This is a genomic window from Bradyrhizobium sp. UFLA05-108 (genome assembly GCF_059803455.1).
The window spans coordinates 15,743-38,837 of sequence record NZ_JBANAZ010000040.1 but is presented as its reverse complement, the minus strand read 5'-3'; the positions used below and the strand labels follow the sequence as shown (position 1 = coordinate 38,837).

Annotated in this window: 17 protein-coding genes and 3 pseudogenes; 7 read left to right on the top strand and 13 right to left on the bottom strand. The window is 58.1% G+C overall.

Annotated features, from left to right (window positions below):
- Positions 1–50: 50 nt before the first annotated feature.
- The gene (locus SO140_RS26830; protein ID WP_498543422.1) at positions 51–350 is read left to right on the top strand and encodes a hypothetical protein; all 300 of its coding nucleotides are present in this window, start codon (positions 51–53) and stop codon (positions 348–350) included.
- 307 nt (positions 351–657) lie between these two features.
- Positions 658–798 carry a hypothetical protein gene (locus SO140_RS26825; protein ID WP_498541358.1) on the top strand — a complete coding sequence of 47 codons (141 nt, stop codon included), beginning with the start codon at positions 658–660 and terminating at the stop codon, positions 796–798.
- A 238-nt stretch (positions 799–1,036) separates the two neighbouring features.
- On the opposite strand, the gene SO140_RS26820 is transcribed toward SO140_RS26825, so the two are convergent.
- Positions 1,037–2,089 (bottom strand): alpha/beta hydrolase family protein, encoded by a 1,053-nt coding sequence (locus tag SO140_RS26820; RefSeq protein WP_498543421.1) that lies wholly within the window; start codon positions 2,087–2,089, stop codon positions 1,037–1,039.
- 500 nt (positions 2,090–2,589) lie between these two features.
- Between SO140_RS26820 and SO140_RS26815 the strand changes: the two are divergent.
- Together SO140_RS26815 and SO140_RS26810 are read left to right on the top strand one after the other, a co-directional pair.
- Positions 2,590–2,754 (top strand): annotated as a pseudogene (locus SO140_RS26815) (hypothetical protein); the annotation flags it as partial.
- 44 nt (positions 2,755–2,798) lie between these two features.
- Positions 2,799–2,993, top strand: a complete 195-nt coding sequence (locus tag SO140_RS26810) for a hypothetical protein (protein ID WP_449380774.1) — start codon at positions 2,799–2,801, stop codon at positions 2,991–2,993.
- 86 nt (positions 2,994–3,079) lie between these two features.
- Here the strand turns inward: SO140_RS26810 and SO140_RS26805 are convergent, their stop codons facing one another.
- From SO140_RS26805 to SO140_RS26790, 4 genes and pseudogenes are all read right to left on the bottom strand, one after another.
- Positions 3,080–3,406 carry a helix-turn-helix domain-containing protein gene (locus SO140_RS26805; RefSeq protein WP_498543420.1) on the bottom strand — a complete coding sequence of 109 codons (327 nt, stop codon included), beginning with the start codon at positions 3,404–3,406 and terminating at the stop codon, positions 3,080–3,082.
- Between the two features lie 5 nt (positions 3,407–3,411).
- Complete coding sequence (locus SO140_RS26800) at positions 3,412–4,254, bottom strand: HipA domain-containing protein (RefSeq protein WP_498543419.1); 843 nt, start codon at positions 4,252–4,254, stop codon at positions 3,412–3,414.
- A gap of 401 nt (positions 4,255–4,655) precedes the next feature.
- Positions 4,656–5,108 carry a hypothetical protein gene (locus SO140_RS26795; protein ID WP_498543418.1) on the bottom strand — a complete coding sequence of 151 codons (453 nt, stop codon included), beginning with the start codon at positions 5,106–5,108 and terminating at the stop codon, positions 4,656–4,658.
- 702 nt (positions 5,109–5,810) lie between these two features.
- Positions 5,811–6,015 (bottom strand): annotated as a pseudogene (locus tag SO140_RS26790) (cold-shock protein).
- Positions 6,016–7,007: 992 nt separating this feature from the next.
- Here SO140_RS26790 and SO140_RS26785 point away from each other — a divergent pair.
- The gene (locus tag SO140_RS26785) at positions 7,008–8,240 is read left to right on the top strand and encodes a diaminopropionate ammonia-lyase (RefSeq protein WP_498543417.1); all 1,233 of its coding nucleotides are present in this window, start codon (positions 7,008–7,010) and stop codon (positions 8,238–8,240) included.
- A gap of 268 nt (positions 8,241–8,508) precedes the next feature.
- Here the strand turns inward: SO140_RS26785 and SO140_RS26780 are convergent, their stop codons facing one another.
- From SO140_RS26780 to sfnG, 8 genes and pseudogenes are all read right to left on the bottom strand, one after another.
- Positions 8,509–9,750 (bottom strand): SfnB family sulfur acquisition oxidoreductase, encoded by a 1,242-nt coding sequence (locus SO140_RS26780; RefSeq protein WP_498543416.1) that lies wholly within the window; start codon positions 9,748–9,750, stop codon positions 8,509–8,511.
- Positions 9,751–9,873: 123 nt separating this feature from the next.
- A complete protein-coding gene (locus SO140_RS26775; protein WP_449380734.1) occupies positions 9,874–11,070 on the bottom strand; it encodes an acyl-CoA dehydrogenase family protein in 1,197 nt (398 codons plus the stop codon).
- 28 nt (positions 11,071–11,098) lie between these two features.
- Positions 11,099–11,887 (bottom strand): ABC transporter ATP-binding protein, encoded by a 789-nt coding sequence (locus tag SO140_RS26770; protein ID WP_498543415.1) that lies wholly within the window; start codon positions 11,885–11,887, stop codon positions 11,099–11,101.
- Between the two features lie 75 nt (positions 11,888–11,962).
- Positions 11,963–13,269, bottom strand: a pseudogene (locus SO140_RS26765) (ABC transporter substrate-binding protein).
- 51 nt (positions 13,270–13,320) lie between these two features.
- Positions 13,321–14,322 (bottom strand): branched-chain amino acid ABC transporter permease, encoded by a 1,002-nt coding sequence (locus SO140_RS26760; protein ID WP_498543433.1) that lies wholly within the window; start codon positions 14,320–14,322, stop codon positions 13,321–13,323.
- Positions 14,323–14,367: 45 nt separating this feature from the next.
- On the bottom strand, positions 14,368–15,258 hold the full coding sequence (locus tag SO140_RS26755) for a branched-chain amino acid ABC transporter permease (RefSeq protein WP_449380732.1): 891 nt from the start codon (positions 15,256–15,258) through the stop codon (positions 14,368–14,370).
- Positions 15,258–16,076: an ABC transporter ATP-binding protein gene (locus SO140_RS26750; protein WP_498543414.1), complete on the bottom strand. Its 819-nt coding sequence runs from the start codon at positions 16,074–16,076 to the stop codon at positions 15,258–15,260. Before SO140_RS26750 ends, SO140_RS26755 begins: the two co-directional genes overlap by 1 nt.
- A gap of 125 nt (positions 16,077–16,201) precedes the next feature.
- A complete protein-coding gene (gene sfnG / locus SO140_RS26745) occupies positions 16,202–17,308 on the bottom strand; it encodes a dimethylsulfone monooxygenase SfnG (RefSeq protein WP_498543413.1) in 1,107 nt (368 codons plus the stop codon).
- Between the two features lie 1,736 nt (positions 17,309–19,044).
- On the opposite strand from sfnG, the gene SO140_RS26740 reads away from it, so the two are divergent.
- Both SO140_RS26740 and SO140_RS26735 read left to right on the top strand, forming a co-directional pair.
- Positions 19,045–20,328, top strand: a complete 1,284-nt coding sequence (locus SO140_RS26740) for a type II toxin-antitoxin system HipA family toxin (protein ID WP_498543412.1) — start codon at positions 19,045–19,047, stop codon at positions 20,326–20,328.
- 2,060 nt (positions 20,329–22,388) lie between these two features.
- Positions 22,389–23,063: a MerR family transcriptional regulator gene (locus tag SO140_RS26735; protein ID WP_498543411.1), complete on the top strand. Its 675-nt coding sequence runs from the start codon at positions 22,389–22,391 to the stop codon at positions 23,061–23,063.
- The last annotated feature ends 32 nt before the right edge of the window (positions 23,064–23,095 follow it).

The window sequence follows — 23,095 nt, the reverse complement described above, 5'->3', positions numbered from 1 at the left end:
GCTTTTCGATTTAGCAGTTGGTGGGATGATCTTTGCGCGAAATTCCACCCTTGGCCGCAGCGAAACGCGAGCTGCAGAGCCTTTGGGCGCGCGTCTTCGCTTGGTTGCGCTTGCTTTTTCGACCGGCGGCAACGATGGCCCGTATGCTGGTGGATATCGTGATCGCGTCGCAGATGATTTTCGTAATGATCATCGTGATCGGCGCCATGCTGACGATCGCGTTGACGTTGTTCGGTCAGCACAAGGTGCTGGCTGCGCGCAATGCGTGTCGACCATGGAGGGGGCGCCTTGAGACCCGAGAGATCCGGTCCGCTTCACGCTGGCGCGCGAGGATAGGTCGCGGGCCGTGAACCGCTGGCTCCGCCCAAAGAACGCCGGTCCGGCCCCGTGTCCGAGCATGTCGGTCTCCACAAGGGGGAGGCTAGAGGGGGAAGCTAGGTTCCAGGTTCCAAAGAGTGGGTTGGAACATTTTTTTAATAAGCCATTGATTTTGCTTTTGTTACCATTTTGCCGAAATGGACCCAAAGACTTGCAGAGGCTATTGAGCGTGCCCATTTCATCGAGCCTCTGATCAAGGCCGGCGCGACTGCAGCAGCCGAGGATGAATCATTGCTGCAAGCCCTCGATGCATACGCGCGCCGCACTGAGCGGGAGGATATGAGCCAACCCAATGGCTCGCGCTATTCGCACTCCGCTTGGGCGCCGGCGCTCTGGACCAATCTGGGCCTCTCCTATCGTCACGACGGTTACTTCTCGCGCGCCCTCAACGCCTCGCAAAGGGCCTGGGCCGAAGGCTGACTAGTTGCTCAGATTGGACTTCTACAGAGCAACCTCCCTGGGATTGTTCGGGCGTCATATCGCCCATGTATGTCGACGCGAGCTTGTCCGCCGTACATTCGTTTGCAAGTAATGCCTCATGGCCACGCTTATGGCGTCTCCTGATGTGAGGCTGAGGTGTGAGAAGTTATACTGACGGTATCGCCTGTGGCAACGGAATACAGCAGCGCGAGCGGCGAGGTTTCCGCGACTGTCCAACTCAACAATGAATAGAGAGCGAGCTCAGCACAAGCTTGTGCTCTAGCCATCCGAAGATTCGATCGTCGGAGGTCACGAAATTTTCGACCTCTCCTCCGTCGGTCGTGATCGTCCGTGGTATGGCCAACTGCAGATCAATGGGTGCGGCCGCGCCGTTACGCAGCAGCTTCATCGCTTCCGACGCGCTGACGATGCCGCGGCCACCTGCTACCACGAGAACAGGGCATCTCAACCGCCGGAGCAACCGCAAGCGACGGGCCGAGATCACTTCCTCGTCCGGCACATCTGTGGTTCCGGTAACCCAGTCGACAGACGCCAGCATCCGAGCCAAATTCCAGAGGCCACCGTCACAGACCGCTGCGGCAACGCGGCTGTCGGATGCAGCGAAATCGGATGCCATGGCAGCGGATAACCCGTCTCCATAGATGCCTATACGAGCAGCATCAATGTCTGACCGGGCTGCTAAATAATCCGCACAGCAAGACAAGTACATGTCCGACTGACCGCGCCGGGTATTTGAGACGTCCTCGTGAGCGACAACAAGGACGGACATGCCTCGATCCGTCACAACGGGCAAGAGCCTTCCAAGCAGCGTCGTTGCCGGCTCCTCTTCCGTGCTGATGCAAATAATTGCTGGGGCGCTAGAGCTGCGACCGTCTGCGGGCAAGTAGTGCGCGACAATCTCACCTTGATCGCAGCACTCGATTTGCACTCGCTCGATCTTCTGTTCCAAGGCTCCGAATTTTTGAATGACAGCGTTGATTTTGGCCGGAATGCCTGCGCTGTCTGAAGCGTCTTCACATGCCAAACGCCTTGCAACTTCAAAGGCGGTTAGCGCGCATAGCCAATCTTGTGCCGCCTCATCAAGGTATCCCTTTTCCCGATTCGTATCACCAAGGACCCGATGGGCATCTCCGATGTTTATCCATCTAATGACCCATTCAGCTCGGCTAATACCTGTGCAGGCGGCTTCGAGATTGTTGAGGAACGCCGCAGCGCCCCATCGCGTGGATCTAAGATCGCCCCTTACCTGGGGCCACGCAGCGTCGTCCATCCCATTTGCCCCTTAGTGCGGATCTGAAGAGATAGCCGGTTCTATAGCGCCAGCTTAGCTCCACGTGTCACGGAGACAGTAGCTGACATCGCTGGAGAAACTTCGCAGTATTAAGCCATGTAGCGCTGCAATTCTGCCTTTGGTCGCGAGCGCGCGCAGTTTTTCATCCACCTGCATTCCGCGGCACCAGACGATCCGCGACTCAGTAAACTTGGCGCGAACCGCAAAGCCCTTGGAATAAAAGCCTATAAACTGCCAGCAGTGCCGAGCTCTACGACGCCTCTATTGGCGCCGAGGCTAGGAGACCAGCGCCGCGATGAAAGCGGCTTGGTTCGCACTTCAAATCCTTATCACGCAAGGGGTAAGGTAAATCATCACGCTAGGAGATTGACGGAGCTTTCAGCCCTTTGCACAATGTTAGCACAAGAGCCGGTTTAGCACGTTTCGCGTGAGCCAACGAAAGACATGCGTTAGTCACGCTGCAGGGGCGGACACCCGCGTTGCGCGCTTCCGCTCGCGATCGCTTTGCGTCAATCGGTGCTCGAGGTCAGCAGTTCGCGACTGGTCCAGCAGGGCAAAAGACTAAAGTCGAGCAGATCTATCAGTACCTGACTGCAACAAGATTTCGTCAGCGCGTTGAGGCCGTCGTCGAAAAGTTCAACGACATGCGCGACGACCTGGACAAGGAACGCAAGTTCATGAGCCGGCAGTGGGCCCAAGCGCGAGACGGATCGTCGCCGTCATCGAGTCCACCGTCGGCGTGGTGGAGGACTTGCAGGCGATCGCCGGAAAGGCGATGCCGGAGATTGCCTTGCTGGAAGTGCCCGATTTGGAGACTCGTGACGGGCCGCCAGAAATCCTGGGGCGGGACATAGCGTTCGGTGCGATAGATCGGGCGGGCTGATGAGTTGGAGACTATCTGGAGCACCCTATCAGCAGACCGGTGCCATCCTTCGAAACGTTCGCACGACCATGGACAGCTCCGAGCGCTCAGGAAGTCGGTTCGGAATCAGAGGATGGCACTGCGCCCTCTGTTCTTGAAGACGTGATCGGCACGAAGCCGATCTGAAAGCCGAACGCACGTCCGATCTTTTGAAGGGTTTCGGAAGTCGGGTTCGCCACCCCGCGCTCGATTTCGGCGACCTGACGTGTCGTAAGTTTGAACAGTTTCGCGAACTCGAGTTGCGAAAGCCCGAGCGCGTGACGCATCTCCGAGACAGCATTTGGAAGCCGTAGCTCGGCTGCCCGCGCCTTCGCCGCAACGGCGGCGCGGCGCTCTCGAATCTCGACTTTGGTCGGTTTGCGCCATCTCGGCATGTCGATCACCTGTTAGGAGGAACGTTCCGCAATTTCGCGACGCCGTCCGCCATTTCCTTGTTCCTGATGATTGCATTCTGCACGACGGCGTCGGGTATCTCGTGCTGGCGCGCGAGGTCAGGCAAAGCGCGCAACAGATTCTCCTTCGCGGCCAAGCGCTCCATCAGACGATCGGCAGGAACTCCGGGAGCGGCGACGGCTTCGCAGACTTCGCGCCAATCGGGGTTCGTATCCCGGTTCTGTAGTCGCATGCATTCCCAGGTCGTAGACCTAGGAATGGCCGAAGCATCGAGCTTCATCGGACAGAAGTCGAAGAGTGGAGACAGCCGGATTGTTTCATCGGGAAATTTCCGAAAGGCGGAGTTGCGGCCATGATTGTCCGGATTTCCCATCGCCAAATTGAGGATGTCCCTCAGCAGATATTCGACGGTGTCTTCGAAAGGATCCGCCGATACCTCTTGGATGAGCTTGAGGTACGCCTCATGGTGCCTCCTTGCGCCGAATTCTGCGACGCCAAGCGCGGATATGAGACTCTCCTGGCCGTAGCGCACCAGTCCTTTGTCGGTGACCAGGCGGTCGAAGCGAGGGATGACGAGCACCCCGTCGCCATAGGTATTTTCACCTTCGACGTTCAGGCCAAAATCCTTGGCTACTTTCAGGTAGCCGGCTTCGGCCTCGAGAATGCGTTTGTCGATCGCTTCGCCGCTGCGTAGAAGCTTGGCGATGACGTGAGCGCGCGCGTCCTGGTCTTCCACCATCGACGCAGGGTACCAGAGCTCGTCCTTCGCTTGCGTGAGCGCGACTTTGGGCCAGTCGCCTTGAAGACCTGTCGATCCGGAGGCGAGCATCGAGAAGTGATCCGCCACCTCGAGGAAGGTAGCGTCGCGCTTCAGGATGTTCGTGCCGGCCCTGCGGAATGAGATCCAGAATGAAGGCCGGCCATGTCGGGGCGTACCGATCGTCGAGATCGACGGGGGCGGCGATCGAGTAAGCGCGCAAATCGCGCACGATTCTGCCTTCCGCCAAGGCGACGGCAGCATGGTCCGCGAAGTAGGCGATCTCGTAGATGGTCTTCGAAGAGGCCTTGTGCCCAAGTGCCGGTTTTCGGAATTTCCACAACCGCGGCGTCGTGCCACTCGCCGTTGAAAAACGTCTGAATCTCATGATACACCCATTATAGGGGTTCATATATCCCGACTGCGTGGATATTCAACCCTTATAGTGGGTTGAATCCCATAAACATCGGAAACTATCTGGTCAATATGATGGGTTGATTGACGGATCGTAACCGCGCGGAATTGCAGAGTGGAAAGGTGTGCTCGGCCGGCGACCCCAGTTTGCCCCACCGTGGGATCAGGAAAGACCCTGCCCTTCCCGCCTCCCTCGGCTTCGGAAGGAATAGCTTGCGGATCGACAGATGATCTCTCGGCGTGATGCCGCGCTGACGACCGTTCCCGTGGGTAGCCTCTTCACCTCCGTCAAGGAACCGGCTGTTCCTGAAGTTCGGGGACTTTCCAATGATGGCGGACGCCAAACAGTCGGTGATGTAGTCCTCTCCGCCCACACTGTCGACGTGGTGCGGACCGCTTTGCGCGCGTTCGACGTGCTCGGGCAGATCGCTGACTTGGAGAACGTTCGCGATGATCTGGTTGCGCTTGGCGTGCGTATGCTCCGAAATCGAGGCCGCCTGTGCCGCGAGCAACCAGATGTCGCGTGGCGTCGATTTGTTACCCTGTCGCGGACGACATGTTCGAATTCGTTGGCGCCCCATTCCAGCGCTGTACCTCGGACCTTCAGGTAATAGAGCCAAGGGCTATCCCGGAAGCCCTCGCCCGATGCATGTTGAGCTTCAGTCAATGGCCCGAGATTCGGTGGCATATCTCCCGTGAAGCCACTCAAGAGCCTGCAGATGTTGACTGCGGTCTTTCGTCCCTCGCGGTGCTTGCCAAAGAATGGCGCAGGAATTTCGAGACTTCCGGCGTTGCGAACTCCACGGTATTTAGGAGTCCCTTTGCTCCACTGCCGCCCGACGTGGAGTAGGCGGTCCGAAACAAATGCTCGGCAGCCAGAAACTCTTGGATCGAGCGATGGCCGAAATAGACGTGTCCGCCGTATTTTTTCGACGAGGCAGCCGGCCATCAGTTCGCCCCTAGGGGCGTCATCATCAAACTCGTGAAAGATGCCTTCGACCGCGTTGCGGCAGATGGACATCGGGATATTGTCGATCGATGCTCCGATCGCAGATTGCTTCGTCAGCGGCCACTACGATACGGCTGCATTGAACTTCGCGTGGACTTAAGGAAACGGCCTCAGCGGCTCCGGGGGATATGCTGAGGCCGCACCTACGCCTCCGCGGAAAGGCCGGAGGCGAAGCCAGAATTCTCTTCTGTTCGCGCGAGCATGATTATCCAAGTCGGAGATTTTCGGCGAACATTATGCCAGAACGTCCGACCCTTATCTCGTAGCTGATCTTTGCACCCTCTGCAACTCAGCGTAGCCGGCCTTTTCAACGGCACGAATGTGGACAATACATCGGGGCCGCCATCATCCGGCTCGATGAAGCCGTACTCCTTGGTCGAGCTAAACCATTTCACCGTACCGATTGCCACCACAGTAACTTCAAATTGAACCCGCAGGATTTTAGCCAGAGTACCTATTGAGCATCAAGACCATCTGCGGTCTGCGACATACATGCTGCTAGGCCGAGCGGACGTCGCGAATTCTCGATCGCCTCGCATGGCGTCCCCCTTGACTTGTCAATCGGCGTTGCGGCCCAGGCACCAAAGGTAGCCGTCCGTTGGCAAAAGCCGCATCGAGCGGAAGACACGAAGCCACAGCCCAATACTCCAATATCGATGCACCATGTTGATCCACCCGGTTGCAGGGCTTGCGCGCGCTTGAGGCCGTCGAGCGTCGTTTCGCCATCGGTGGAGGTTTTCAGAAACCCGGGGGCGACATGAGCTTGGACGCCAGTCTCCTGCTTGGGATGTTCTCGCAAACCTCATTCAGGATCGCTCGCTAAGCGACCGCATACGAAGGTTTGCGCAATGGACGGGCGGTAAGTCCGCTTGGTTGCGGCCGTGACAAAGATTTCTTTGCCACCTCTGATCAGCTCGATTCAGCTGAGGACGGTTTCGGTTGCATTGTGTCCATGCCGGACTGGCTGGTCCGCCAAGCCGGATCGGTGCTTGGCTCGCGCGAGTTCGTTCCCTGGCCGCATCAGGTTGTACTGCAGTCAAAGCCTTTGCTCCGGGTCGCGCTGACTACGCCGAAACAACGTCTCGGCATATCTGCCCATACGGAGCGGTAGAAATGGTTAGCCATGTCCTGCTCCTATGGTGCTGCGCCGAATTGGTGTGGGCCCAACCGGCGCTTGTCCCTTATTGCCTCCAAAACAACGTGCGTAGTCCTGCAAGGTATGGCTTTATCGATATTGATTAACGCAATGATTCACCAATCGACGCACAAATTCGGCGCCTTAACAGTCTTTTTGACGGATTTCACCACTCGATTGTCGGCGCTGCTAGCGAAGCCAACCACTTTGCCATCGCGAATGAAATGCTTCATACAGCCGCGCCAACGAGGCAAGAGAGCTCAAATCATGTTTCTCCTCAACTCGCACCCCGATCACCGCGCTCTCCTTGACGCTTCGGACGCCGACACGCTGAGCGTCGATGCCGCCCGCGAGGTCGAGCGTTTTCTCAGGGATCGCGATGGGCACAAGGAAACTCCTCTTATTTCTTTAGCGGGCCTTGCCCGTGAGATCGGAGTTGGCTCGATCCATCTAAAGGATGAAGGCGATCGCCTCGGCCTTGGTAGTTTCAAAGCGCTGGGCGGTTCTTATGCTGTGATCCGCCTGGTGCTCGAGGAAGCCGCTCGGCAGCTCGGTCGCGATGTTGAGCTGAGCGAATTGCACACATCTGAAGTTCAGTCCGTCGCACGAGGCATGACGCTCTCCTGCGCAACGGATGGCAACCACGGCAGATCAGTTGCTTATGGGGCCCAGCTTGTTGGGGCGAAATGCGCCATTTTTGTTCATTCGGGCGTCAGCAACGAGCGCATGTTCGCCATTGCTCGCTTTGGCGCGCAGATGATCCGCGTCGATGGCAACTATGACGATGCAGTTGCCGAGGCATCCCGCGTTGCGGCCCAAAACGGCTGGATCACGGTATCTGATACGTCTTGGCCTGGTTATGAGCGGATCCCAGGACTGGTGATGCAAGGATACACCGCGCTACTGAGTGAGGCTCTGCGTCAATTGCGCGAACCCCCGACTCATGTGTTCATTCAGGCGGGCGTGGGTGGGCTCGCCGCCGCGATTTCCGGACATTTCTCGGTCCTGTTCGGCAACGACCGCCCGTTCTTCACTGTTGTCGATCCCTCGCGAGCGGCGTGCCTCCTTGAAAGCGCGCGGGCCGGGCGTCCTGTGAAAGTCAATCACCTGCATTCCACCGTGATGGCAATGCTCGAATGCTACGAGCCCTCGCTTATCGCGTGGCGCATCCTTTCGCGCGCAGCGGACGCTTTTATGACGGTCGACGAGGAGGACGCAATCAGCGTGATGAAGCGCCTGGCAAATCCGAGGGATGGCGATCCGGCAGTCGTTGCTGGCGAAAGCGGTGGTGTTGGCCTCGCAGCGTTACTGAAAGCTGCTTCTGAGCCGACCTTGCGTGCCAAGCTTGGTCTTGGACCGAATGCACGGGTTTTCCTGGTCAACACCGAAGGTGCGACTGATCCTTCCCTCTATGAAGAGCTGGTCGGCACGACGCCTTCTCACGTGACCGCGAAAAACGATAAGGCCGGCAAAAACATGTCAACGGATGCTGCGAGCTAGCCTTTTGGGATCTGAACACCTTCTTGAGCATTCAAGCTGGGCGATCTTGATTGCGGCGAATGTGGCCGCTTTCTTCATCTCGAATCGTCCCAAGTTGTCTCTTTGCAGAGTGCACCACCTGTGCAAGCGGCTCGCAAAGACGTTGCCCAAGCCGTCAGGTCGGCTCAACGCATAAACTCCCCATCGATCAAACAGCAGACACTCTTAGAACGGCTCGACCAATAATCAAGATCTATTCGAATCGATTGCCGTGATCACAACGGACACCTCAATTCCAGGGATGTCGCGGCGGACGTACTCCGTTCAGCACGTAGTTCCCGATATGAAAGTACTTCCAGCGCACCGGGTCGTGCAGCGTGTGGGTACGCGCATTGCGCCAATGTCGATCAAGGTTGTACTGTGCAAGCGTCGATCGCGTTCCGCCAAGCTCGTGCAGTTTGTTCGCTGCCAAAATCGCGATCTCCGTCGTCGCCACCTTGGCGATTGCAACGGCGATTGATGCCTCGTCGACCGTTTTATCGTTTGGCTCCGCAACGGCAAAATCCAAGGCGTGCCCCGCTCGCTCGAGCAGGGCTTCAGCCGCGTGCAGTTTGATGCTGAGATCTCCAATTTGGGCGATAGTGAACTGGTCCTCATAACCATGGTTCTGACCGCTATCGATCCATGGCCGTACATACTGGCGCACGAAAGCAACCGTGTCGGCAAGAGCGCCTTTGGCGATGCCCGCGTCGATCGCGGCATGGACGAGCTGGGCAAACGGTCCGTTCGCAGTCGGGGCGTCATATACCGCATGCGCCGGCAATACTGCCAATTCGGGTACCCGAAGATTGCGTATAACGACGCTGCCGCTGGCAGTCGTCCTCTGGCCGAAGCTGGACCAATCATCAATGACGCTCAATCCGTCCGCATCGCGAGGCGCGATCGCGATATGCGCTCTTCCGTTGTCGTCAGTTGCTGCAATGGCGATATAATGAGCAAAGAGCGCCCCGGTCGCATAGAATTTCTGACCGTTGATCAGAAAGTTATCTCCATCAGGGGTTATCGTCGTCTCGAAAATGCCGGTATGCTTGCTTTTGGCTTCGGAGACCGCATTGCCAAAGCGATGGCCTTGCAGGACCTTACCAAACCAGAAGCGCTTCTGCTGGTCCGAGCCGGTCAGTCGCAACAGGTCCAGGACTCTCAGATGACTTTGTGGAATTTGCCCAAGTGAGGGATCGGCGGCCGAGATGATCTTGACCACTTCTGCGACCGTCGCGAAGGAGACGCCGGCTCCGCCATAAGCCTTCGGTACGGTGATGCCCCAAAGACCGCTTGACGAAAAGCGATCAAGCTCGGCTGCCGGCAGACGCCGTTCGCGATCGCGCGCTGGCGCATCGATCGCAAGTTCGGCGGCCATTTTGTGCGCGATGTCGATGGCCTCCGCGTCAGAACTGAGGACCTGCGCCTTTGGTACGACGTTGAACTCCGATCCAGCCTTGGGTCGGCCAGCACGTTCGATTATTGTGGTCATGAAAAACTCCGAAAGGCCTGGCGGCCGCCCCGGCTGGCTGGCACCATGAGGTGCCGTTCGCTACCTTGAGCCCAATCGCCGCATCTTTCGCGGCATAGACTCGTTTCCGATACGGCGCTCGAACTACTCTCCACCTTCGTAGAAGAGCTCAAGCGGCAAGCCCACCAGAGATTTGCCGATCCAGTCCCGAGCGATGATGTTCGATGGGCCCATTGCGATGGCGGCACGCGCGTCGCGGAAGGATCGTTCAATCGGCCCCCGGTGATAGCCGTAACCTCCGGTGACTGTTAGCGCAGCGGCGGCGACCTTGTTTGCGACCTCGGCCGCATGCACCTTGAACTCGGTCAGCGGGATCAGGATTTCGCTCTGCGGCTTGCCGGCGCGCCAGAGTTCGTCCAGCCTTGCTGCAAGCTCGAGGCGCCAGGGTCGCAACGATTCAACGAGCACCTTGGCCGCACCGAGTTCCTGCCGGACCGCCTGATAGTCCGCAACTCTCTTGTTCCGATCCTTGTGTACGAAACTTGCGGTGTGCTTGACGGCCGCATTCAGCACGCCCCGGGCGAGACCTTCCCAGACGGCTCCGAGCCCAATCAGATAGACGGGCGAGACGCCATTGTAGATGATTTCCTTCCCCTGTCCCTCAGCACCGAGCCGGTCCCGTTGCGGTACCCGCACGCTGGTGTAATGGATTGGCCCCGAGTGATTGGCGCGCACGCCGAGGGCGTTCCAAGGTTTTGATTCAATTCCGGCAGACTTGCCGTCCACGATGAAGAACACAATGTCGGTCTGGTCCTTGGCGCCCGGCGTGCGTGTCTGCACCACATAGAAGTCGGCCTGACCGGAGCTCGTTGTGAATGATTTCTTGGCATCAAGCAGATAGTTGTCGCCATCGCGCGATGCCTCCGACAGATTATACCACCAGTGCCCGCCAGTGGCGCGCTCGCTGGTCGAATATGTACCCAGCAAGGCACCGTTGTTCGCCTTGAGCCAGCGCTCCTTCTGGTCGTCGCTACCATATAGATTGATGGTCTGAGCCGCGCCGACATGCATGACGTAAACAAGGCCCGTCGATGCATCAACCTGGCCAATACGATAGGCAGCTTCGGCAAAATCGACATGGGCAAGGCCAAGGCCGCCAAACCGGGTTTCGTTCAGGACGCCGGTCCAGCCGGCTTCCGCCAACGCTGTCAAATTCTCTCTCGGAAAGCGGCTTTCGAGATCATTGCGATCGGCATTGATCCTTACGGTCGCATCGATGGCAGCATCCAGCCGGGAATAGGGGGGTTGGCTGAAGTTGTGTGCCAGTTTGGCTGAAGCCATTCTCAGTCTCTCCTTTTTTCTTGCGAATTCAAGCAACGGCGTGCGTCAGCACTTTCTGTGTGGAGTCGGTTGGGGGTGAGCCGCCGAGGTAAAGCGCTTTGATCTCGTCGCGATTGCGCAAAGCGACCGATGTACCGGAAAGGACGCTATGGCCGTTCTCGAGGACGACCGCGTGGTCGGAAAAGCGTAACGCGACCGTCGAATTTTGTTCAGCTACCAGGATGGAGAGGCCCTGCTCTCTGTTGAGCTGCTTCAGCGCCCCGAAAATGCTCTCAATGACAAGCGGAGCGAGCCCCATCGAAGGTTCGTCGAGCACCAACAACCGCGGCCGCGACATCAGTGCGCGGCCGATCGCAGTCATCTGCTGCTCGCCGCCCGACGTTAGTCCCGAGATGGACCTGCGATGATGTTTCAGCCGTGGGAAAAGCTCGTAGATCTCCTCAAGGCCAGCGCGGATCACGCGAGACTTGGCGTCTCGGCCTATGGCGCCCGTAATAAGATTCTCTTCCACTGTCAGCGAGCGGAAGCAATGCCGGCCCTCAAGCACGGGAACGATCCCGGAGCGAACCAATTTGGCGGGCGACGCCGACACGATGTCGCGACCGTCAAAATTGATCCGTCCGGCGGTCACCTGGCCGCGCCGCGCCGGCAGGAGCCCTGAGATCGCCTGAAGCGTTGTGGACTTGCCAGCACCGTTGGCACCCAGCACGGCGACAATCTCGCCCCGCCGGACCGCGAATGACACCTCGTTCACGGCCCGGACGGCATGATTGTAGGTCGCCGCCACCCCCTCGAGCGAAAGCAGAATGTCACTCATGCCCGGATTCATCCTTCCTCAGGCGAGACCTTTCGGGAGCTGACGCTTTCCGAAAGATACCGCGCAACGCTTGCACTACTGGCTCACCGGATCATCAGCGGAGGTACGGGTCTTGATGCCATGCTCCTTGGCATAGGCCGTCGACGACTTCTCTATGATCGGCCGGAGGAACGCCCAATCAGGCGCGATCCAATCCGAGACGACCTTCCACTTGTTGCCGTCCCATTGCTGAAACGTGACACGGCCGTCGCCCTCGTGATTGTCCCAGGTGACGTTGATCGAATGGAATAACCCTTTTGCGCCCAGCGCTTCGACCCGCGCCGGATCGAGCTGGAGGTGCTCAAAGCCCCAGCGAGCCTCGTCGCCCGTCAAGGTGCGCTTGCCGAACTTGGCCTGCGCGATCCGGACAGCTTCGACATTGAGGATACCGTTTACAATCCCGAGATTGTGATAGACGCTACCGATCCGCTTCTTGTCGTCGAGATTGCCCTTGTTCGCGCCGTAGACGGTCTTGATCACCTCTTGCAGCACCGGATATTCGGCGCCGGACGCCTGGGTCGTAATTGCGATATAGCCCTTGGCCGCCTCTCCCGCCGGAATGACGTCTTCCTCGGAATTGGACCAGACATTGCCGATAATGTGGTCCGCTGGGAAGCCGACCTTTTGTGCGCTCTTCAAGGCCACTGGATTCATCACGCCCCAGCCGCGCAGGACCACATAGTCCGGCTTTGCCCGGCGGATCGATAGCCACTGTGATTGCTGCTCATTGCCCGGATGCGGGACCTCGATCTGCTCAAGGTCAAAGCCGTACTTGTCTGCGAGCAGCTTATAGATCGGGATCGTCTCCTTGCCGTAGGGCGAGCCATGATAGAGCACGACGATCTTCTTGCCCTTCAGCTTGTCCGGGCCCCCCTCTCTCGAGGCGATGTAGTTTACAATTCCGGAGGTCTCGCTGTAGGGATTGAGCAGCAGCGGAAAGACGTAAGGAAACACCCGGCCATCGGTCGAATCGGTACGACCATGGTTGATCGTGATCAGCGGTACTCTATCCTTTGTGATGCGGTCGATCATGGCATAGGCGATCCCGACCGACAGCGGATTCCAGGCAGCGATGCCGGGACGATTCTTCAGCCGCTCATAGACCTCTACGCCACCTCGACCTCGTACTGGGTCTCGCCCTCATCCCAGGTCAATTTTACGCCATTGACGCCGCCATCGCGGATATTGATCAGATTGAGGTAATCGATGAATCCACCAAAAAAGCCGGTGCCGCCGGCGGCATAAGGACCAACGCGATAGCTTTGCAATGGAAAGAACTGTTCGTCGGCGTGGGCTACCAGCGTACTGGCAAGGCCGGCAACGAGTACCGCCCCCAGGGTCATTTTCAGGCGTGTCAGCATGCTCATTGCAAGCTCCTTTGAGTTGTTAAGAGATCAAATTGGCGCTGCCGTGCGCCTTCCAGACCGAAGGGTAGACCAGGTGCTATCCCACAAGGCGATCAGACCGCGTGGTTCGGCGATGACAAATACGATGATGAGCGCACCGATCACGATACGTTGGCTCATCTCCAGGACGCCGGAATCAAACACGCTGCCGAGCAGGGCCGCGCCGACGCGTGACAGCAGAAGCGGGAAGACGACGATGAAGGCCGCCCCGATGAAGGAGCCGCGCAGCGAGCCGAGACCGCCGATGATGATCATGAACAGGATCTGAAATGAGCGGTCGAGATTGAAGCCGGCCGGCTCGACCGTGCGCAAATAGGCAAAGGCCCAGAGAACGCCGGCAACGCCGATGAGGAAAGACGAGATGCCGAAGGCGAGCAGCTTAGTTCGAAGCAGCGGCACGCCGATCACTTTGGCCGCGATCTCATGGTCGCGCACTGCGATGAAGTTGCGGCCCGACTGGGATCGTAGCAATCGCAGTGTCAGCAAGGTTGAGATGACGACGATCGTTAGAGAAAAGACATACCGCTCGGCAGCGTTCGTGAACGAAATGCCCGCAACGCTCAGAACGGGTGCATCGATCACACCGGATGGATTGTCGTTACAGAACCAGCCGAATTTGGTGAGCGCCCATTGTACGAAGAATTGTGCGGCGAGCGTCGATACCGCCAGATAGAACCCTCGCAACCGTAGGCTGGGCAATCCGAACACGATCCCAACGGCAGCAGCGATGCCGCCTGCCAGCACCAGATCAACCAGCAGCGGCAAGCTCGGGATGCGAAGATGAAGGTTGTAGGCCGCATACGCGCCGACCGCGAGAAAGGCGGCCGAGCCGAGCGAGACCTGTCCAGTGTATCCGGTGAGAACATTGAGCCCCACGGCGGCCAGCGCCAGCGCCAGGAACGGCGTCAGCACCGCATCGAGCAGATAATCCGATCCGACGAACGGAACAACGCCGTAGGCGAGTGCGACGATGATCCCGCCCCACAGGATCTCGGCCGACGGACAGCTCGATTTGCTGAAGGGAATCGCCACTGCCTATACCCTCTCCACGAACTTCTGTCCGAACAGGCCAGATGGCCGGATCAAGAGCAGCGCAAGTGCCGCGACATAGGCGACCCAGGTCTCGATGCCGCCGCCAAAGGAGGGCCCGACATAGACTTCGGACAATTTCTCGATTGCCCCAACCAGAAGCCCGCCGACGATCGCGCCTAGGACGGAATCGAAACCGCCGAGCACCAGCACCGGCAGTGCCTTCAACACGACGAGCGAGAGCGAGAACTGCACACCGAGCCGCGCGCCCCACAACAGCCCACCGACCAGGGCGACGATCCCGGCCACTGTCCAAACTGCGGCCCAAACACGCGGCAGCCGCAGGCCGATTGCAAGCGCTGCAAACTGATCGTCGGCGACCGCACGGAACGAAAGTCCAGTGCGGGTGTAGCGGAAGAACAGCGCAAACACCGCCACCAGGCTGCCTGCAACCGCGGCCGCGAACAGATCGAACCCGCTGATCAGCACGCCGGCGACTTCGAATGGGGTATCACTGATCCCGATGTCAAGCCCATGGACTTGCGTGCCCCAGAGGAGCTGTGCGGCGCCTTCGATCACATAGGAGAGCCCGAGCGTCGCCATGAACAATGTGATCGGAGGCTGGTTGACGAGCGGCCGCAGCACCGTGCGCTCAACGGCGATGCCCAGTGCGATCATGATGGCCAGTGTTGCCACGAGCGCCGCGGGAAACGGCGCCCCACGCTCGACCAGGCTGACAAAGGTCAGCGCAGCGAAAAGCAGCATCGCGCCTTGGGCGAAGTTGAGTACGCCGGAGGTCTTGTAGATCAGCACAAAGCCGATCGCGACCAGGGAGTACATCACTCCTGACAGGAGGCCTCCGATCAGCACCTCAATGAAGAACTGATAGTCGAACATCAAATCACCAGCTCCGCATACTTCTCGTGGTCGACGCCGAGATAGGCATCGATCACGGCAGGATCGGTTCGGACTTCCTCAGGCGTGCCGTCGGCTATCTTCCGCCCGTGGTCGAGCACGGACACGCGATCGGACAGCCCCATGACGAGGCCGATGTCATGCTCGATCAGGACAACCGTGGCGCCGAAGTTGTCGCGGGCGTTGCGCACGTGGTGCGACAACTCCTGCTTTTCGGTCATGGTCACACCAGCGAATGGCTCGTCTAGGAGCAGGACCCTTGGCCGGCCCGCCAGCGCCCGCGCAAGCTCGACGCGCTTCTGCACGCCATAAGGCAGCGTTCCGGCAATACGGTCCTGAACGTGGTCAAGATGCAGGAAGCCGATGATCTCCTTTGCCGCCGCCCGGTTCTCCGCCTCGATGCGCCGCGCCAGCGGCGAGCCGACGATCTGCCGCAGAAAGCCGGGCCGCAAGCGGTGCGCAAGCCCCATGAGTACGTTGTCGAAGACCGAAAGTCCCTTGAAAAGGGCGAGATTCTGAAATGTCCGCGCCACGCCATGGGCGGCAAGCTTCGAAGTCGGCACATCACGGAACGAATGCTCGCCGAACCATACTTCGCCTTGATCAGGCCGGTAGAGTCCGCTGACAACGTTGAGCAGCGAGCTCTTGCCGGCCCCGTTAGGCCCAATGACTGCCCGGATTTCACCCCGCGCGACCTGTAAATCAACATCGCGCAGTGCTACGACACCGCCGAAGCTCAGCGAGATGTTCGCAAGTCCGAGAACCGGACGTGCGAGCGTAATAGGCTCTGCGCGGCTCACAATCGGCTCGCCGCGCTTTCGCCTCGCGTGACCGACATGTTTGTCGGAAGAACCATCCTCCAGACAAAGCGCAGCCCCTCCTGTCGCAATCCCCGCCACTTGGCCCCCTCCCCCAACAAACTCGATTATTCGGCAGCCTGCGCCTGCACGGGCGCGCTTGCCTCGAGCTTTCGAACGAGCGGGATCACATGCTTGCCGAAATATTCGACCTCTTCCTGGAAATGGAGGAAACCGAGCAGAATGAGATCGGCACCAGCGCCCTTGAGCTCGATAATGCGTTCGGCGACCTGTTGCGGCGTTCCGATCAAATTCGAGCGGAAGCCATCATTGTATTGAACGAGGTCCTGGAAGGTGGATTTGGCCCAATTGCCCTCGCGCTCGGGGCTGGCATTGCCTGCATTCTGGACCTCGTGGTGGAATCCACGAACCGCATCGGGGATCGCCTTATCGATGATCTCCTGCAAGACCCCCTTAGCTTCGTCTTCTGTTTGCCGGACGATACCGAAGGCATTGATTCCGATCTTGGTGCGCCAGCTCTTGCCAAAAGCCTTTTCCTTGGTCCTGATGTCCTCGACCTGGGCCTTCAGGCCGTCCGGCGTATTGCCATTGGTGAAGTACCAGTCGGACACACGGGCAGCCATGTCGCGGGCTGCCCGCGAGGAGCCGCCCTGAAAGATCTCTGGCAGCGGGTCGAGCGGCTTTGGCTTGAGCGAATAGTCGTTGAATCGATAGAAATCGCCCTTGAGCGTGAAATTTTCCTCGGTCCAGATCCCGCGCAGCGCGTTGATGAATTCCTCCGAGCGGCGGTATCGCTCGTCATGGTCCAGCCAAGGCTCGCCGATTGCATGGAATTCGCCGCGGAACCAGCCCGAGACGATATTGACCGCAACGCGTGCATTGGTGAGCTGGTTGATCGTCGCAATCTGCTTTGCGGCCAGCGCCGGATTCCAAGGCCCGGGAAGGAGAGCGGCGATCACCTTGAGTTTTTCGGTCGCGGCAAGGAGCGCGTGAGAGAAGCTGACGGACTCGTGCTGCTTGTCGGCGCCATAACCTGCAGTGAATCTGATCTGACTTAAAGCATAGTCGAAGCCAGACTTCTCGGCGATCTGGGCAAGCTTGCGATTGTAATCGATATCCCAGCTGGTGCGCTGTTCAATCGAAGAAATCACGAGGCCACCGGATACGTTTGGCACCCAGTAAGCGAATTTGATCGGATTGTTGCTCACAGTCATCCTGTTTGTCCCTCAAGAATTAAGCTTTGCGTGAAGAAGAGCGACGATCTCAGGCAGGCAGCATCGCGCCGTCGCACCCGTCGAGACCGGCGCGGCTCACGTGCTGTTCGTCGTCGTTTAAGCTATTGATTCAGAAGCGCTACAGTCGTCTCTGACACGGTCCGAGCATGTGCATTTCAGCCGCACCAACACACGTTCGCACAAAAGCATCGACAAGCCGTGGGTTTGGTCAAATCACTCACCCCGTCGACGTTGTTGTTGCGCATCATGAGCGTCCCTGGCTGGCACCGTTGCATGATCCATCGTCTCAAAGAACTCTCGACGGCGCGAGTCGAAGACGAACTATTTTTCCTGCACTTAAGATAATCAATTTTTGTAATTTTTCATCAGACGCGATTTCTATTGCGCGAATGGGAACGATCACTGAATGAATGCGTACAAACTTGTCGCAAAGCTCACGATCCTCAGCCGACGTCGGTCTTATTCGTCGAAAGGTTTTCAGCTGTTTTTCAACAGTCAGGCTCAGTCTTTCTTATCGTCCCATAAACTCTTCTAAAATCCTCGCCATGCCGCCCCTCGAGGCAACACGAGTGCTTTCGATTTCGTCTGCACGCTGGAACGGTCTTTTTTGCTGGCTGCCGAGATCCGCCTACTGCTCAACAACCCAAACACTGAAGTCACAAGGAGCATTCAAATAGTGTGACTAGCTGTCGCAAACAAAAGAGACCTCTGGGAGCGCGACGAGGCGCGCGATGCCTTCGTACCGGCGTGGCTGGACGTCAACTGATGCCATGTCTCATGATGACAGGCGGACGCCTCGCGACTTCGCACCTTGAGACCTTCATGCCCACAGAACGCTTTTTCATGGGTGATCGCCATCGAACACTGTGGGAGGATAGCGGACGAACGATGTCCGTCGCCGACTGCGAGCGAGCCATGCTCCTGCGGACCACGGAGGCGTCTAGCGCGGTCGTTTGCTTTTGGAGCCGCCGAGCGCCGCGCGTTGAGATCAGCGAGGTTGAACCTACAGTTCGGAGGCAAAGAATTCGGAGCTGGCGTCGGAAAAGCCATCACGAAGGCGGGACTTCGGACAACATCGACAAGGTCGTTCATGAGTTGCAGAGCGGATGAACCGGATGCCGCTCACAGCGACGCCACGCATCGGATTTGATTCCACTGAAGGCCTTTTTCGGCGCTTCGATCGCTACAATGAGTCCAAAACATCCCGCGTCTTTGCACCTAATACGATGCGTTCGGCTAAATTTGGGCTCATGCGGTCTCCCAAAAAAACCAGCATCGGCGCTCTTGTCCATGACCGGCGCAAGCGCCTCAACGCTAGCCAAACGCATCGGCACCACCCGAATTTGCGCTATAAATGGTCCAGTTGGGCCGATGTGGCCTATTAATGGATCAGCAATGTCGAAGAAAACGAGACCTTATTCTCGCTACGCGAAGGAGGCCGCGGTTCTTTTAGGTCAGCTCATCCGTAAGGCGCGCATCGACCGGAAGATGACGACCGAAGAACTCGCTGACCGCCGTCCTTTCGCGTGGACTCCTGCGGCGAATCGAGAACGGAGATCTCGGCTGCACGCTGGGCGCCGTCTTCGAAGCCGCCGCTATCGTTGGCGTGCCGCTGTTTGCTGCCGATGAACGCGCCCTGACCAGCGCTCTCGCGTCGAATACAGCCGTCATGACGCTGATGCCGAAAGCCGTCCACACACCGCGCGTGAAACCCGATGACAACTTCTGACAAGAAGCCGATTGAAGCCTATGTGTGGGTGTGGCTGCCCGGTGAGACGGCGCCGGTCGTAGCCGGCCGCTTGTTCGCCTCGGGCAATCAGTTCCTCTTCAACTACGGGCAAAGCTATCTCGCGCGCAACAACGCGATTGCACTCTACGATCCGGAATTGTCTTTACGCCGCGGCACGATTCCGCTGACGCCGGGGCTGATGATGCCGTATTGCATCCGCGACGCCGCCCCTGATGCGTGGGGACGCCGCGTCATCATCAATCGCAAATTCGGGAAGAGCGACAAGGAGATTAATGCAGCGGAGATCGACGAACTTACCTATCTGCTCGAATCAGGCTCGGACCGCATTGGAGCCCTCGATTTTCAGTCCTCCCCCGAAAAGTACGTCCCGCGGGAAGCCTCAGCGGCCTCGCTCGAAGAGCTTCAGGCCGCAACGGCAATCGTCGAAAAAGGAGAGCCGCTGACGCAGGACCTCGATCGCGCGCTCATACATGGAAGCTCGATCGGTGGCGCCCGGCCCAAGACAGTGATCACCTCAGATAGCACGAAGTACATCGCCAAGTTCTCCTCGCAGAACGACCTTTACAATGTCGTGAAAGCCGAGTTCGTAGCCATGCGACTGGCCACCAAAGCGGGGCTTGCCGCGGCTTCCGTCAGCCTTGAGCGCGCCGGTGGCAAAGATGTGCTGCTGATCGAACGCTTTGATCGGCAACAGGCCAATGGCGGGTGGGAGCGCCGCGCCATGGTGTCAGCACTGACCCTGCTTGGGCTCGACGAAATGATGGGGCGCTACGCAAGCTATGAAGATCTTGCCACCATCATCCGCCACCTGTTCACTTCGCCCAAGGAGACGCTACGTGAGTTGTACGGCCGGATGGTGTTCAACATCCTTTGCGGCAACACGGACGATTATGCCCGCAATCACGCGGCGTTCTGTAACGGAAAAGATCTTATGCTGACGCCTGCCTACGACATCTGTCCACAAATCAGGACGGTCGGAGAAACAACGCAGGCGATGCTTATTGTTGGCAATCACCGCACGAGCCAAATTTCCGTTTGCCTTGAAGCGGCTCCCCTGTTTCTGCTCAACAAGAATGATGCCGTCGAACTGATCGCTCGCCAAATCAAGACAATCAAGAGATCCTGGAACGAGGTATGCGAAGCCGCATCGCTTACGGAGGTCGACCTCAATTTCCTCTGGGGACGCCAATTCCTTAATGCGTTCGCGTTCGTCAATGCTCCAGCGGTTCTCGCCGAACTTTCCAACTGAAGCCCGTCTGCATCGCCGAGGGCGCGACAGCATCCCATGCGCGCGCCGGAGCCCACAGCGGCGGCACGGCCGCATCGCGACGTTTGTCGAGCATAATTTGGCCGCCGAGCCAGCTCGTTAGCAATCAAGCCGTCGAAAAAATACAGAAAGGTATTTCCAGAGCCTTTCTGCGCAGTTGGCACGGACTCTTGAGTTTCTCTCTTTGTACGACAGCGGGATACGGCGCTTGTGCTGAGGCACGAAACTCTTTCGGCTGCGCGGCGCGTGGCGGTTGCCGATTCGTCGATGGACGGCCAGGAACTTTGGGCCCTCACCGGAATGGGTTTCGCCGTCGGCTTGGTTGTGGGCTTCGGCTACAGAAGGGCCATCGGGCAGGCAGTTTGCTCCCCTGACTGTGGCTTGCCGCCGAGGCTTGGAGATTCTCTGGATAATGCTATTCAGCGCGGGACTTCGACCCCGGGCTTTGCGACATCAATTCAGGAGGGTGGCTAGGATTTTGGGAGCTTCGGCCGTAACTGCTTGAGCCGCCGAGCGACAGCGTTTTCGCTTCTCTCGAGAAGGATGGAAATCCGTTTCGGTACCTCATTGTTTGAGGCGAGTTCGAGCAGACGTTTGTCCTCTTCCTTGCTCCATCGCCGAGACCCATTCCTAGGCATGCTTCACTCTGGCTATCTGTTTCACGAGTGGCGGCTCTTAGGATGAAACTCTCTGGATCACGACCACGTCGTACATTCTTACACCGAAGCTTGTATCCTTGTGGGGCATCACCCTGTATTCGTCATTAGCGTATGCGATCGCAAATAGAGCGACACGTTGAAATCGGCCTGCTGCGTCCACGCTCTTGTCGATGGGCATAATGCTGAACGACTCGGTACCGTTGTTCCGAACGTTATGAAGAGGCGACCCTTTCCTCAGCTCACAAAAGAAGTCCATAGACGGCTCGCGTTGCGCTTCGAGATTTAGTTCTAGACAAGGTCCCGAGCCGAAGATGTCGCGCAGCTCGGCCTTTTCGGCGAGTTCTGAATCTGTCGCTGGTGTCGAACTGTCACGGTTCCAGATTTCTATCGCCTTATGTGGCGAACTGCACGGTCTGGTCGCGACTATCATTCCGTACGGCTCGCACGCCTCGCAGTGAAGGCGCCAAGTGCCGGCGTCGTTCTGGACGAGAAATGGACGACCACAACAGACTGGGCAATCGAGCACGTCTGGGTCAAGAACCTCGACTTTGATCGACCTCGCGCCGATACAATCAACCATCATTCACTCACCTTCGCTGTGGCGGCTCCATCGGATGAGCGGCGACGCCAGTAGGACCGTTGTCTAAGCACCCCAGTCTGCGCCGTGAAGGCAAGTCATCTTGCGATGCGCCCATTTGATGAAAACGCGCTCGACGCAAAAGCCAGCACTGAATGAAGCGACAAGCGCAAGGGTGCAAGCGAGATAGGTATTTGCAAACTCCCAAGTGACTTGTGCGGCGACGACTGCTACGAACGTTCCTACCATGGTGGCATTGCGAATACTCTTCATCAATCTGGTTCCCAGCCAACCGGTGCAAGTCTATATCATGCAACCATGGCGATAATGAGCATAGTTGAACGCCATGCGCCGTCTTTCTGCTCGATAGACCTTGGGCTAAGTTTCCCGCGATCATCTGGCATGCTCAGACTTGGTTCTGGACTGCTGCGCGCTTATTTTGTCACGTCGTGCTGCCGACGCGCAGCGCGCCGGCGGCTTTCCACGATCGCCCGTTCCCTAGGCCGCTATCGCAGGGGATCGGGTCCGTAATTTCGGGATCGGCAGCGAGCCCCTCGCATGGTCTCCGCCTTCATGCGAGCTTCGGGCTAGAGATCACCGTGCCTGGCCAACGACCATCGGACGCGGACGACAGTTCATCGCCGCAACAACTATCCCGCCGAGCCGGCCAACGGAGACCCTTCACCAGATATTGCGTTGATATAACAATGACTTACAGAGACAATGAGGCGCCGATCAAAAGATCGAGTACAGGTTGAAAAACGAACCATTTTCAGTTATTTCAGTTGAGCGAATGGAGGCTCGCTATGGCGCCTGCACAAACGAAAGTCGAAAGGATTGGCCAGGCGGCTCGACGAGACGCTGAGGTCGTGGCGCGGCAGCTTGGCAAATTTGCTCGCAAGCAATCCGCTGATCTGAAGGTCGACGGCGTGATGCTCAAACTGCTGCGCCAGCTTACCGAGCTGACCTTGAAGCATTCTGGAGTTGCCATAGTTCCGATCGACAGAGAGCTCTCGCCAGCGGACGCGGGTAAGATTTTGGGCATTTCGCGCCCCATGGTGGTCCGTAAGATGGAGGCCGGAGAGCTTCCCTTCCGCTACGAGGGTAAGCATCGCCGATGCAAGCTCGAAGACGTGCTCAAGATAAAAGCGTCCAAAGAAGTGGGCCATTCGGTGCGACAATCGATTTCTGACCGAGAGGTGGACGAGTTGGTTCTAAGCACTACCAATGCACCTTACAAGAAAGTCATATCGGCGGCTCAACTCGCAAAGCACCTTGCGTTGAGCGGCACCGGGTCATGGCATGTCCATATAGCGACGTTCTTTACGGACGTTCGACCCGAGCTTATTTTGAAATTTGCCGCGATACACGGTGTTTCCAAGTCGGACCTTGTGACGACCTATCGAGCAGTGAAGGCTGCGACTGGAGAGGCAAGCCCACGTCTGGAGGCGGTTCTTAAGCAACTGGCGTCAGCTGCGTAGTCGGACCATCGCCTGGATGCCGGACAAACTCC

Coding starts and splice junctions, on each gene's coding strand:
- SO140_RS26775 (WP_449380734.1), bottom strand. CDS start 11,070: ATGGCTTCAGCCAAACTGGCACACAACTTCAGCCAACCCCCCTATTCC.
- SO140_RS26805 (WP_498543420.1), bottom strand. CDS start 3,406: ATGCCGAGATGGCGCAAACCGACCAAAGTCGAGATTCGAGAGCGCCGC.
- SO140_RS26825 (WP_498541358.1), top strand. CDS start 658: ATGAGCCAACCCAATGGCTCGCGCTATTCGCACTCCGCTTGGGCGCCG.
- SO140_RS26740 (WP_498543412.1), top strand. CDS start 19,045: ATGACAACTTCTGACAAGAAGCCGATTGAAGCCTATGTGTGGGTGTGG.
- SO140_RS26820 (WP_498543421.1), bottom strand. CDS start 2,089: ATGGACGACGCTGCGTGGCCCCAGGTAAGGGGCGATCTTAGATCCACG.
- SO140_RS26755 (WP_449380732.1), bottom strand. CDS start 15,258: ATGTTCGACTATCAGTTCTTCATTGAGGTGCTGATCGGAGGCCTCCTG.
- sfnG (WP_498543413.1), bottom strand. CDS start 17,308: ATGACTGTGAGCAACAATCCGATCAAATTCGCTTACTGGGTGCCAAAC.
- SO140_RS26800 (WP_498543419.1), bottom strand. CDS start 4,254: ATGCTCGCCTCCGGATCGACAGGTCTTCAAGGCGACTGGCCCAAAGTC.
- SO140_RS26735 (WP_498543411.1), top strand. CDS start 22,389: ATGGCGCCTGCACAAACGAAAGTCGAAAGGATTGGCCAGGCGGCTCGA.
- SO140_RS26770 (WP_498543415.1), bottom strand. CDS start 11,887: ATGAGTGACATTCTGCTTTCGCTCGAGGGGGTGGCGGCGACCTACAAT.
- SO140_RS26780 (WP_498543416.1), bottom strand. CDS start 9,750: ATGACCACAATAATCGAACGTGCTGGCCGACCCAAGGCTGGATCGGAG.
- SO140_RS26785 (WP_498543417.1), top strand. CDS start 7,008: ATGTTTCTCCTCAACTCGCACCCCGATCACCGCGCTCTCCTTGACGCT.